The sequence below is a fragment of the Scytonema sp. UIC 10036 genome, from assembly GCF_009725235.1.
Window position 1 is genome coordinate 22,767 of sequence record NZ_WJFC01000125.1, and the last position, 13,848, is coordinate 36,614.

8 protein-coding genes are annotated in these 13,848 nt (G+C 39.0%); 3 read left to right on the forward strand and 5 right to left on the reverse strand.

Annotated features, from left to right (window positions below; translation table 11 throughout):
- The first annotated feature begins 7 nt into the window (after nt 1–7).
- On the forward strand, nt 8–4,261 hold the full coding sequence (locus F7734_RS39720; protein WP_166482436.1) for a filamentous hemagglutinin N-terminal domain-containing protein: 4,254 nt from the start codon (nt 8–10) through the stop codon (nt 4,259–4,261).
- An 83-nt stretch (nt 4,262–4,344) separates the two neighbouring features.
- Nucleotides 4,345–7,038 carry a CHAT domain-containing protein gene (locus F7734_RS39725; protein ID WP_155749929.1) on the forward strand — a complete coding sequence of 898 codons (2,694 nt, stop codon included), beginning with the start codon at nt 4,345–4,347 and terminating at the stop codon, nt 7,036–7,038.
- Nucleotides 7,039–7,064: 26 nt separating this feature from the next.
- On the opposite strand, the gene F7734_RS39730 is transcribed toward F7734_RS39725, so the two are convergent.
- Nucleotides 7,065–7,460, reverse strand: a complete 396-nt coding sequence (locus F7734_RS39730; RefSeq protein WP_155749930.1) for a hypothetical protein — start codon at nt 7,458–7,460, stop codon at nt 7,065–7,067.
- 38 nt (nt 7,461–7,498) lie between these two features.
- On the reverse strand, nt 7,499–8,230 hold the full coding sequence (locus F7734_RS39735) for a DUF928 domain-containing protein (RefSeq protein ID WP_155749931.1): 732 nt from the start codon (nt 8,228–8,230) through the stop codon (nt 7,499–7,501).
- A gap of 611 nt (nt 8,231–8,841) precedes the next feature.
- On the opposite strand from F7734_RS39735, the gene F7734_RS39740 reads away from it, so the two are divergent.
- Nucleotides 8,842–9,369, forward strand: a complete 528-nt coding sequence (locus F7734_RS39740; protein ID WP_155749932.1) for a hypothetical protein — start codon at nt 8,842–8,844, stop codon at nt 9,367–9,369.
- Between the two features lie 29 nt (nt 9,370–9,398).
- Here F7734_RS39740 and F7734_RS39745 read toward each other — a convergent pair whose 3' ends face one another.
- The 3 genes from F7734_RS39745 to F7734_RS39755 all read right to left on the reverse strand — a co-directional run bounded on the left by F7734_RS39745 (nt 9,399) and on the right by F7734_RS39755 (nt 13,786).
- A complete protein-coding gene (locus tag F7734_RS39745) occupies nt 9,399–11,762 on the reverse strand; it encodes a CHASE2 domain-containing protein (protein WP_155749933.1) in 2,364 nt (787 codons plus the stop codon).
- A gap of 132 nt (nt 11,763–11,894) precedes the next feature.
- Nucleotides 11,895–13,349 carry a DUF1822 family protein gene (locus F7734_RS39750; protein ID WP_155749934.1) on the reverse strand — a complete coding sequence of 485 codons (1,455 nt, stop codon included), beginning with the start codon at nt 13,347–13,349 and terminating at the stop codon, nt 11,895–11,897.
- Entirely contained in the window at nt 13,349–13,786 is a 438-nt protein-coding gene (locus tag F7734_RS39755; RefSeq protein ID WP_155749935.1) for a hypothetical protein, read from the reverse strand. Before F7734_RS39755 ends, F7734_RS39750 begins: the two co-directional genes overlap by 1 nt.
- Between the last annotated feature and the right edge of the window lie 62 nt (nt 13,787–13,848).

Genomic DNA, 13,848 nt, shown 5'->3' on the forward strand with positions numbered 1-13,848 from the left:
GGTTAAGTTGAAATCTGTTGTCATTCCTTTAAGTTTAGCTTTGTTAAGTAGTTTTTTCCTTCCCAACTCCGCCAACGCTCAAATAAACTCTGATGGTAGTTTATCAACTCAAGTTGATACTTCAAACAACATAAATTTTGTCATTAATCAAGGAAACCGAGTAGGGGAAAATCTGTTCCATAGCTTTCGAGAATTTTCTATTCCCACCAATGGTTCTGCGGTTTTCCAAAATGATTTAGATATACGAAATATTTTTAACAGAGTAACTGGTGGTTCTTTATCTACTATTGATGGTTTAATTCAAACCCAAGGCAATGCAAATTTCTTTTTAATCAATCCTGCGGGAATATTATTTGGACAAAATGCCAGATTAGAAATAGGTGGTTCATTTTTTGCAACAACAGCAAACAGTATATTGTTTGATGATGGGATTGAATTCAGTGCTACAAATTTACAAACACCACTGTTAACAGTTAATATGCCGCTTGGATTGCGATTGCGAGACAATCCCAAAAGTATTACTAATCAGTCTGTAAATTTTGATAGTAATGGGATTCCCGTTGGTCTTCAAGTGAAACCAGGAAAAACTTTGGCACTGGTAGGTGGTGACGTTAATTTCAATACAGGCATAATATCAGCACCAGGAGCAAGAGTTGAGTTAGGTGGATTAGCTGAAACGGGAACAATTGGATTAAATAACGATGGTAGCTTGCTTTTTCCTAAAGATGTCGTGCGAGCAAATGTATCACTCATTAACTTATCTTCAGTTAATGTACTAGGTGGTGGTGAAGGTAGTATTGCAGTCAATGCTCGCAATTTCGACCTTTTGAGAGGAAGTACTGTTTTTGCGGGAATTGCATCAGGTCAAAGAACTCAAAGCGATCGCTCTGGAGATATTGTGATTAATGCTACAGATAAGGTGAAAATTGCAGGGGAAGCTAATCTTCTCAGCAACATCAACAATACTGTCGGCTTACTGTCATTAGGAAATGCAGGAGATGTAATTATTAATGCAGGTTCTTTGGAAGGAGTTGGTAGTTTTGCAATAGGTTCTGCCACTTTTGGGGAGGGAGACGCAGGAAAGGTAAGCATAACAACTAAGGATAAAATTTCCTTAGAGGGATTGCAGAATACAAGTAGCGGCATTGTCAGCGCTGTGTCACCCTTTGCAATCGGGAACGCAGATGACATTGTTATCAACACGCGATCGCTCTTCCTATCCAACTTTACTTTACTGGGTACATCGACTCTTGGACAAGGGAATGCAGGGAATATCAGAATTAATGCTTCTGAGATAGTTTCTGTAAAGTCTAACTCAGTTATGCAAGCGGTAACAGGTAGCTCAGGGAACGCAGGCAAGATCGTTATTGAAGCACCGAATGCAGATGTCTCCTTAGATGGGTTAGGAACCGGAGTTAGCACAGCAGTGAGTGGCAAGATAGAAGTATCAGGAATCGAGTTTGTAGGTACTGGACAGGGTGGTGATGTTTCCATACAAGCACGCAACCTGTTTGTGACTAATGGTGCTCGAATAATTACTAGTACTTCCGGGCAAGCAGTACCTAATAATGAATTACCCAATGCTGGCAACATTACACTCAATGTTGCTGGCTCTGTCAATCTTACAAGAGGTTCTCAGTTGCGTTCAGACACTGATGGACAGGGGAATGCAGGCATGATTAATGTTTCGACGGGTACGCTTTCACTCACAGAAGGGTCACAATTATTGTCTAGTACCTTTAGAGAGAAAAATGCAGGTAATGTGATAATTAACGCCACTGGGAATGTCTCTTTTGATGGTGTCAATACTATATTTGGAAGTGAAATTCCCAACAGTGGAGTGTTTAGTAACGTGGAATCTGGGGCAACTGGTGACGGTGGCGACATTAATATAAAAGCAGGAGCGCTTTCCATAACCAATGGTGCTCAAGTACAAACGGTTGTGCGTAGAGGCTTTGGTAACGTCCTCCCAGGAAGGGGAAATTCAGGAAAAGTGACAATTGCAGTTGATGGCACACTCAAACTCGATGGTGTCAGTGAGATTTTTAATTTCAATGGATTAGATAATAGTAGCCCCAGCGTGATTACCACTTTATTAGATTTCGGAAGCTCAGGCAGCGCTGGTGAGATTGATATTACAGCTAGAGAGCTATTTGTGACTAATGGTGCTCAACTATCCACTAGTACCTTTGGACAAGGAAACGCCGGTAATGTAACGATTATTGCTAGTGAAAGTATAACTTTCGATGGCTTCAATACTAGATATGAAAATGGAGTTCCAGCTTTCTTTAACAGTGGGGTGCAGAGTAATGTCGTATTTGGAGCAATTGGTGATGGTGGCAACCTTAAAATTACAGGCAGAAACCTCTCTTTAAGTAATGGCGCTCAAATAAATACCAGTACTTTTGGACGGGGAAATGCAGGCAAAGTGAATATTGATGTCCGTGAGGCTGTAAATCTTTCTGGTTTTTCGACCACAAATTTCAATGGAATTAATATTGGAATATTCAATGGAATTTCCAGCGAAGTAGGAGAAACAGAATTAGGCAATGGTGGCGACATCAACATCAAAGCCAGGTCTCTTTCAATGAATGATTCTAGCTTTGTTTCTACTGCTACATTTGGACGGGGAAATGCAGGTAAAGTATCAGTGGAAGTTGATGATTCAATCACACTTGCTAACTTGAGCAACATTAGAAGCAATGTAGGATCGAGAGGCGAAGGAATTAGCGGTGATATCAGCATCAAAGCGCGATCGCTCACCCTTACAGATGGCAGTCAGATCAGTGCCATTGTTCTTCGCGAGCGAAAGGTTCTCGACAATGGAAAAGAAAGGATTATCCCTGGTGGAAAAGGTAGAGCCGGAAATATTGATATCAATGCTACAGATTTTGTCAATATCTCCGGTGTCAGTAACGTTCAATTTCCCGTCATTGACCCCCTTTTTCCTTCTACAATTGTGCCAACAACAGGTTTTTCTAGCGGATTGCTTGCCAGCGCTGAAAGAGGTTCAACAGCAACCGATCCTCAAGGGGCAGGAAATATTACTGTAACCACTGGTGATTTTCGCTTAGCAGATGGAGCGGTGGTCGATGCATTAACTACTAATTCTGGTGCTGCTGGAAACATTACCATCAATGCCAAAACTTTTACAGCTATTGGTGGTGGACAAGTCATCACAACGACTCGCAGCAGTGGAGATGCTGGAAGTATTACTTTGAATATATCCGATCGCATCACCCTTTCTGGTAGCGACCCGAACTTTAATCAACGCGTTGAACAGGCGCAAAGATTTGGCGAAGCATCAGACATAGTGAATAATCAAGGTTCTGGAAGCGGTATATTCGCTAACACTACACTTGGTTCCCAAGGAGATGGCGGGAATATTTTTATTGACCCCAGATACATGGTGATTCAAGATGGTGCGGGTGTTGCAGTTAACAGCCAGGGGGAAGGCAAAGGCGGTAACATTGAAATTCAAGCTGGCAATCTCACTTTAGATAATAGGGCTTTTATATCAGCAGAAACTACTAGCAATCAGGGCGGAAATATTACGCTCAAAATTAACGATGTCTTGCAATTACGCCGTAACAGCAATATATCTACCACCGCAGGAACTACCCGTGGTCCCGGTGATGGTGGTAACATTACCATTGATAGCAAGTTTCTGGTTGGTATCCCTCGCGAAGATAGCAATATCACTGCTAATTCCTTTGGTGGTAAAGGTGGCGCGATTAATATAACTACACAAGGAATTTTTGGCTTAGCAGTTCGCGATCGCTTAACACCCTTGAGTGACATTACAGCCTTCTCTCAGTTGTCCCCTACCCTGAATGGCGAAATCACTTTAAACATTCCCGATGTAGACCCCAGTCAAGGATTAGTAGAATTCCCCCAAACTATTATCGATCCAGATGCACTCGTTGCCCAAAATCCTTGTGCGAGGAGGACAGGTAGTGAGTTTATTATTACTGGAAAGGGAGGACTGCCACTGAGTCCAAACCAAGCATTAAGTGAGGATGTTGTAGGACTTGACTTAGTTGAACCTGCACCATCGATCGCAACTCAAAAACTATCGTCAACGAACGATTTAAACAATACTTTAAATCAAAAAAATACTTCAATAAACACCAGCACGATTGTACCAGCGCAAGGGTGGGTTATTAACGAACGAGATGAAGTCATCTTAACAGCTTACTCCGCCAATGGTAACGGAATTCAACGACAAACACGCAGTTCTCAAGGTTGTCCGTTGAAGTGAGATAAGGGAGACAAATAACAACTGTACGGGCGCAAGGCAATGCGCCCCTACTAACAACTAACTACTAACCACTAACTACTAACATGAACATTCGTAAATTCAAGTTGAGTTTTAGGAGTCGATCGCGCTTTTTAATTCTAGCTATTGTCATGTTAATCTTCGCGATCGCCACTTCTCCTGTTGTTGCAACGGTTGCAGAGCAAGCCAATGTTGTACAAACCCAACAGAGTGGATTGCAGTTAGCTGCAAAAGCCAAGTCTTTATATCAAGCAGGACGATTTACCGAAGCAGTGGAGGTTTGGCAACAGGCTGCTAGTGCTTTTGCAAATGTGGGCGATCGCGCAAACCAAGGGATGGCATTAAGCAATCTTTCTTTAACATACCAACAATTAGGACAATGGCAAGCAGCGCAGACGGCTGTGACTCAAAGCTTAAATTTACTGAAGACTGCCTCAGATAAAACTCAAAAACGAATACTTGCTCAAGCTTTGTCGATTCAAGGTCAACTGCAACTAGCGACCGGACAATCAAAGCCAGCATTAGAAACTTGGCAACAAGCTGATGCTGTTTATGCTCAAATTTCTGACCAAACTGGAGAAATTCAAAGTCAAATTTACCAAGCACAAGCTTTTCAAGCTTTGGGACTTTATCGTCGTGCTTTAGCAATTTTAACAGAACTTAAGCAAACTTTAGATAAACAATTAGACTCACCATTAAAGGTAATGGGGTTGCTGAGTTTAGGAAATGCTCATAGTGTAGCAGGTGATTTGACAGAAGCTGAGAAAGCATTAAAACAAAGCTTAGAAATTGCTAACAAGTTGCAGCCCGCTCCAGATCGAAGTACAATTCTTCTCAGTTTGGGAAATGTGACTCGTGCAAAAAATCAGTACTCAGAAGCAATTAGTTACTACAAACAAGCATCACATTCGCCCTCTTCTAAGGTACGAATTAAAGCAGAACTCAATCAACTCAATTTATTAGTTGAAACTCAGCAATGGCAAACTGCTAAAAGTCTGTGGGCACCGATTTTAACACAATTAAATAACCTACCTCCGAGCCGCTCAACTGTTTATGCTCAAATCAATTTAGCTCAAAGTTTATTCTGTTTAAAACAGCCAAATCTAGAAAAAAGTGCATTTCATTCGCCAATTGTACAACAGTGTGTCAACACGACTGATGAAAAAACACAGATGAAGAATTTAACGCAATCTCATGTTGCATCTGTAACTCCAGAATGGACAGACATCGAAAAACTATTAATCGCGGCTAATGATAGCGCAGTCGCCATACAAGACAAACGAGCAGAAGCTTATGCTCTTGGCTATCGAGCAGGATTGTATCAGCAAACACAAAGACTTTCCGAAGCGGAAACCTTAACCCAGCAAGCACTAAATTTAGCTCGTACTATCAACGCAACAGATATTACCTATCGCTGGCAATGGCAATTAGGACGTATTGCTAGGGTGAGAGCAGATTTACCAAAGGCAATTTCTGCTTATACCCAAGCCTTTAAAAATCTTCAATCCTTGCGGGGCGATTTAGTTGTTACCAACTCAGATATTCAGTTCTCTTTTCGAGACAGTGTAGAACCAGTATATCGAGAATTAGTTGATTTACTTTTAGAACAAAAACAACCCAGTCAAAATGATTTGAAGTTAGCTCGTGAAGTCATTGAATCATTACAATTAGCAGAATTAGATGATTTTTTCCGCGAAGCCTGTGTGGATGCGAAACCACAACAAATTGACCAAATAGTAGAACAAGCACAACCACGTACAGGTGTTATTTATGCTTTCTTCTTAGAAAAAAGTTTAGAAGTGATTCTCAAATTACCAGGACAAGATTTACTACACTATAAAACTGCTGTAAGTCGAGATGTTGCCACAAATACCTTGCAGAAACTACAGGAAGTGTTACCTTTAGTCGATAAAACTAGAGAAGTCAGACAACTTTCACAGGAAATTTACAAATGGTTAATTGAGCCTGAACGAAAAACATTAGACAGTAGCGGGGTAGAAACTTTAGTCTTTGTGTTAGATAGTGGACTCCGAAATATTCCCATGGCAATGCTTTATGATGGCAAAGAGTATTTAGTGCAAAAATATGCGATCGCTCTCACACCTGGACTACAACTTTTGAGTCCCCGTCTCCGGGAACAGATAGAATTAAAAGTCTTGCAGGCTGCTGTGAGTCAACACAGACAAATTGAAGGACGAGATTTTAGCCAATTAACAAACGTAGAATCAGAACTAAAGCAAATTCAATCTCAAGTTGCAGGTAGCAAACAACTACTCAATCAACAATTTACTAAACCAAATTTTCAACGCCAAATTAATGCTAATAGTTTTTCTGTCGTACATTTGGCAACACACGGTCAATTTAGCTCAGATCCAGAACAAACTTTTTTGATGCTTTGGGATCAACTTCTAAAAGCGAAGGAATTAAATAATTTGCTACGAAGTACAGGGGGAAATAGAAGCAAAACTATCGAATTACTCGTTCTTAGTGCTTGTCAAACAGCCACAGGTGATGACCGTGCTGCGTTGGGGCTTGCAGGTGTAGCAATTCGTGCAGGAGCACGTAGCACCATCGCCACTCTCTGGTCTGTAAACGATGTATCCACCAGCACCTTTATGAAACAATTTTATCAGGAACTCGCTAACTCTAAAATTACCAAAGCCCAAGCCCTGCAACACGCTCAAGTTGCACTACTGTCACAGCAGGGATTGGAACCTTATTATTGGGCTCCTTATACCTTAATAGGTAATTGGTTGTGAAAAATACTAATTAAGAATCTACCTAATTAATATCGCCCACAATTTCTTTGATAAGCTATGTATGAACCTTGGTAACCTGAAACCTGCTCAAAGTACCTGTCCCCAATCCTACATATTTCCCTATTTTCAGCAGAGATTACTGTAATCGCCGTCAAACAATTACCAATCTTTACCTGATAGTTGGAAGCTAATGCAATGTTCATTCCTGGAAGAATTCCACTATTAGCTTTAGCACTCGCTGTATTAAAGTCAGAGACATACATTTTATACAATGGAAAAGCACATTGCTTCCTAAAATACTCATAGTAAGCTCGACTATTTACAGTCTGTGCATGAGCTTTACTTTGCAAATATCCGGTTGACATCAATAAAGCAGTCATTATTAATGAAGAGGAAAGTCCAAGAATCTGACTACTAAACATAGTTTTATCTCCCTTGTTACTTTATACTTCGATTTGTTTTATTTCTGCGCTGTACAACAAGATAAAAAAGGCTCTTTGGCAAATTCTATTAAATCTCCATCTTTTAAAAAGGCTATCCATTCCTCTTTACTTGTATGAGTTTGCGGTGCTGTCTTGATATTTTCTGCTAGATTAGTGAAGTTATCAAACCAAATATTTTCAGTCGGATATTGATTTGGTGAAACTCGTTCTACTTTGCCATCAACCAAAAAATATGCTGATTTATCTTGAGGGTTACAATTAATTTTAAAAAACCAGCGATGTGTTCGATTTAACTCCAAAACCTTTTGATTAGTCGCTGGCAAAGTAACACTAATAATGCCGGATTTTTCAGGCAAAGTAAATGATGTGCGGTAGACATCGTTATATTCTGGGTCTTGCAAGATAAATTCACTCATCCTTGCTTGAGGAGGGAAAACAGGAACATAAAACCAGAAGGTGGGACGTTCAGAAAATGTCAGATTTAGGTCTCTGGCTGGAATTAAAGCCACAGGTGCTCTGTTTAAAATCGGACAACCGTTACGACTTGCAGCAGCTATACGGTTTCCAGGTGCTCCTCGGTTCGGTGGTCTAAAGGTTGATCTTGCACGCTTTTGATTGGTGCTGGGGGTTTGGGCGTTCGCGTAGCGACTGCTTTGCAGCATCGCCACTGGTAAACTGTTGATGAAGTTAAGAAACGTAAATATGACAGCTAAAGTCAGAATTAGCCTTTGGAAGAGAATTTTGTCCACATCACAACTCCGTTATTTGGTTTTTGGTTTGTCAGTTTATCAGGAAAGGAATTGGAAAATATGCAGTTGCTAAAAATAATTATTTGATAGGGATCATCTCCAGTCGCCCTAATCCTTAATAAGGTAGGTACGTTGACGCTACCCTATATGCAAATCATATGTTGGGATTTCCAGGGAATAAATTATCTTGTATTGTGAGACGGTAGTGCCCGCCCGTCCTGTATTACTCCCTTCGGTGCTATAAGATTACCGATATTCTTTTCCTCTTTCTTCGCGCTCTATGCCTACGAGCGTCGGCACGCTTCGCGTTGCCGCAGGCTATGCCCGTAAGGGCTATACGTGTCTTCGCGGTTCATTTATCTTGACGTAGCCTTGCCAAAAGCTGCCAAAACCTTTAGTTGTCGTTGCTCAGACAATTTAATTATCGCTTAATAGTTTAGAGGTTGCATATTTTGCAAAAACTGTCCTGAGATACCATTGATAGGCAAAATTCAAATTGAGCAGCAATTTTAGTTGTATTTAACAAAGTTAAACTCAACCAACCTAATAATAAAGGGCTGCAAAGCAAAAAACTATTTTTGTCCACAGTTCAATATCAACATATGAAGTCTATGAAAATTTTACAAATTGAGTCGGTATATATATTAATTGAAGATCCTCGTTGTATTGACCTTATCTCCCAAGCTTCACAAAAGGCTTCTAGGGGAATATCTGCCGAAGAATTTCTTAAATACACAAAAGGCAAAATTCGTATGGGAGCTAAGCTTGGTAAAGCTCTTGCAATCAAAATGGGTATTAGTTCCAATACAGAAAAAATTATGAATTTATCAAGTTATTACAGCTATATCATTCTTGCATTACTATGCTCAATAGTAGAGCAGGGCTTTTCGCTAAAAGACATTGAAGAATCTGAAAGCAAAAAAGAATGTTTTATAACTGCGGATATTCCCTCATCACCTCTATCTGTAGAAGGTAAACTTCATGCTCAAATTGAAGGTAATCCGGAAAGTTACAATATCAAGCTTTCAACTGCTTTTTTAGGACAAAAATATGCTTGGGGTAGAGGAAATCGTATCTTAGATAAACTTTTCCAGAGAACAGAGCAATATATTAGCGACTTCAAGAGTCTGAATTTCTAATGAGATTTACCTTGAAAGTGAGGGCAAAACTACTCCCATCCTTTCGGATTTTGGCCGTAATAAACAACAAAACCACCACTAACAAGTAACAAAGCGAAAATAGAAGGAAGCAATGGTACCCAATAACCGTTGATGAAGAGAATTAAGCATACTCCAGTCAGGGCAATATTTACAGCGATAATAACTACTACTAACAATAAAGGTTGGAGCGATCGCCATACCAGTAACCCGCCAACAAACGACCATCCCCAAATCCACAAAATATCAGCTTCCTGCGACCAAGTTTTTAATAAAGACCGTTTTGGTTTATCCAGTACAGCACTCAGTATCTGGCTGACTTTGTGTGCTTGCAGTAAGACTCCTGGCATTTCCCTGTAGGGAGTATTAACAAAATCTGTTGAACCCGTGACACCGATAATCACTATTCGATCTTGTACTGCTTCTGGTTTAATCTTACCGTCAAGAAGTCGTGAAAGAGTCACTTTTTCAGCAACATTGCCAGTAGAACGGTAATTTAACAGAATTTGCGAACCTAATCCATCAATATTATGGTATCCGCTAACATTACCCGAAACAGGCAAGGGTTGAAAAACAACATTACCTAATTGTAAGTCACCTGTGGGACTGGGTTTTGGCTGAATATTATGTTTTGTTGCTAGGTAATCGAGTGCAAGGCGAACACTGAAAGCATGGTCTGTTTGACAGGGAGAATTATTTTCTGGAGTCAGAAACAGAAGATGACGACGCACAACCCCATCTGAATCTCGTACAACATCAGCAAAACCCAGACGTTCTTGTGGTACTCCTGAGGGTGGTTCAATACCGGGATTGTTCGGGTCACGTGTGTCACTAACCCGACAAACGGCAATGACGTTATTATTCTCTCGTAGCTGCTTAACTAATTCAGCATGACCAAATTTTTTTGGCTCCTCACGATAGATATCTAAACCAATAACTACTGGTTGATACTGCTTTAATTTACCGATTGCTTGAGCTAAAATTCCATCTGGGAGGGGAAACCCATATTTATTTTTATTAATATCGAGTTCTGTAGCTTCTACTACTAACAACCGCGAGTCTGGTTTTTCTGTTGGACGCATTTGTATGAATTCGTCATATGCTGCTATTTCTAATTTTTGCAGCATTCCCATTTGCCGAATCCCCCAAATAATACCTGTTGCAAATATACTAGCCAAGAGTATATTGATAAATTTCTTTTTTCTATTTTTTCTTTGGTTGTTACCTTTTATTGATGAAGGAAAGTTTTTCAGTCTTGATAAATTATTTGGGTTTACTATTTCTTGCTCTAGTTGGATTTTTCCTCCTAAATCTTCCCAAGTAGGTGGTATATGAGCAGGATTTTGGTAAATTACTGGTAACCAACTAGCACTAGGAAAAATTTGTTCTAGTCCTTGCAATCTTTCTCGTGCTTTTCTAACGGCTAGATAAAAAGACTCTCCGAGAGAGAATTCCTTCAAAAAAGACTTCAAAAATTCCTGTGCTACTTTATCTTGGACATCTTCACGCATAACAATAATTTGCGGAATGTGCAAATCAGCTAAATCATGCGCCAAACCTAAACCATCACAAGAATTAAAAATAGCAATTTGTAAACCTCTATTAATTGCTGTTTTTAAAGCAAATTTCAATTCTTCGACCGTCAATCTATCGGTTGTATTAAGATAAATCTGACCCTTTGTTAATTCCGTTTGACTGTGACCTGCAAAAAATAAAATATCCCATCCTTCTTCCCAAAGTTGATGATTAATATCTTGCAGTTGAGGCTCAACTAAAAGTTTCACATTAGCACCAGGTAATTTTTCCAAAATCTGACCATCTGCTTTTACATCAATCCCAGTACTATCACCAAGAATTGCTAAGATTTTTACCTTATTTGAAAAATTATATCCAGGCTCAACTTTTTCAAAGGTTGATGGACTTATAGCAATTTCAGCATGAGGATAATCTGCAAAAAAATCCCACTCATGCCAAGGTAAACGCTGGAGTTGGATCTCTTCTGTTTCTAATAAGAAGCGGACAATATTAGATGGCATTAATTGTTGGCATAACTTGTCTCGAACAGGCAAAAACTCGATAGATTTGAGCCAATCATTAAAGCTATCAATTAATTCTTGTGCAGCCAGTTTACAATCTTCACGGCTGGAAACATTTGTGACTTGCATTTCTGGCTTTTCTAGTTTTCTTGTATTCTTGCCAATCTCGCTATATGCCGAACGCCATTTTTTATACAGTCGAGGAATCTCTGTTGATTGTGGTAGCCTTGCTGTTACTTGAACAGGGAATTGTTGACCTTCTTCTCCCAAGAGCAAAGTCACTGGAAAACCTTGCTCAAAGCTTCCTTCACCAAGTTTGAGGATAACTAATTTGCTCATTGCCGTGCCAGAGCTAAGTTCTATATCCACTTATATTTAAGTGTAGAGACTTTGACTTACAAAAATCAAAGTAACGGCAATTTTTAATAAAAATTCATATTGGGAACCCAACTATATTTTAGCCATAAATTTTCAAATGACAAAATCTTCTGTAACAAATGCTGTTTCTAACGATATTGTCACACTAAATCTATCGCCTGGAGAACCACTAAACTTTAATTGAATAAAATTATCAGCCTTCCTAGTTTGTGCTTCTAAAAAAGTATTACCATCTTCATCTAACACTGTCATTTGTAGCGATTCAGGTAAATAATTCTTATTACCCATTGGATAAACTCGCAATAAGACAGCTACCTTTCGATCGGGTTTTTCTAAAATGGCAACCATCAGCGCTACTGTATAACCAGCTAGTTGCATTCCCCAATCTTTAATTCTTTTCTTTCCAGCCAGAGGATTGTCTGGTTCAAGCATCCACAAGCATTCAGCAACAGTCCAACGAATTTCCTCATTAGAAATTGTACGTAATAGTTTTGCCAGTTCAGAAACAGCGTCTGAAACTAAAAATGTGACTTGTGGGTTTGTCTTGTCGATAATCAGGTGCGATACAAGGTTTTCTGTGACTCTTTTAGCTGTTTGCTTGCATTTATCATCATTGGGATGAGTTTTGAGATACTCAATTTGAGTTTTGATAGTTTCGAGATTGTCTGGAACAGTTCTTCTGTTACGAAAGGCAAAAACTAAATCCGTCTCTGTTTTACCAAAAAACTCCTCTACTGTTTGCCATCCTATATCAAATACATTTCGTAACCAATTTGATAAGTTTACTGGTGTGTTTTGATGTGATGTCAGTTGTCTTTTACGGTTCGCGTACAAGTGTTCTCTCCAATTATCATCCGCTATTAATGCTCCCCATTCTTTAAAAGAAATTTCTAATCTTGGTGAATAGGGAGATGGTTGTGAAAGTTTTTCGACTAATTTTTCTGCTTGCATTGATGATAAAGATGGTAATTTTTCAATTACTGCTACAGCAACTTCAAATTGCTTGGGGTTGAGTTCTTGACTTATCCATAAAACATTTAAATCAGTAATTAAATCTTCTTTGTCTAATGAATAAGTGCGTTCAAATTCATCGTAAATTCCTTGAGTTTTCAATTGCTTATGAGTTGTATACCCCCAAATCCTTAACCATTCGTCAGCTAAATTGACTTGTACTGCTAGATAATAATGTCCAGCCCAACTGGAAATATCTACCCATTCTTGAGGTACAGAAAACTCTTCAGTCTCGATAGCTTCGCTTAGAATTAATATCAATCGAGTTCGCTCGACTTGAAGCGCAAAACCATTAACCACTTCCCAAATACTAGGCAATGTTTCCACACTAGGATAAACTGTGACTTGGGAACTACCATCAGCTTCTAGCCAAGCTATACATTTATTTAAACACAAAAGATTTAAGTAGCTATTCCAACGTGCAGCTTTGTTGGAAAAATTTTCTGACGAAAACCATGCTTTTTCGCGATCGCTTTCGCTAATATAACACCATATTGACTCTGGATAAAGAATTCGTAATTTATCTAAGCTAAACATTATATTTCCTCTCTCTCTTGTAATTCAAAATTTCCATAAGGTGCGGTGCTTAAATATTCATCAACTAAAGCAGCAATTTGTTTCTCTGCTGATGTTAGTGACACTAAAGAAATCGATAATGTATTTTGTATTTGTTCCTGGAGTTGTGTCTGTAGGTATTGCTTAATTCGCGTGAGTCTGAGAGCGATTACATCTTCAGTTTTTTGAAGTTTTAAAGCAACTGCCTTAAGAGATAAATTTTGACCAAATCGCAGTTTTAAAAGTTGAATATCGTCCCGGAAATTACTGCATAAAACATCTTGAAGATATTGATATAATGGGCTTTTGCAATAAGGTACTAACCATTGATACATTTCCTTAGATTTTTGTTCAATTTCTTTTGAATTAAGACTCAAGCCAATATTTTGTGAACACCATGTAACTAAATCTATTAACAATAATTATTCTAATCGTTTGATTTCAGGAGACACTTGATACTGAGATTCAAAATAAAAAAATA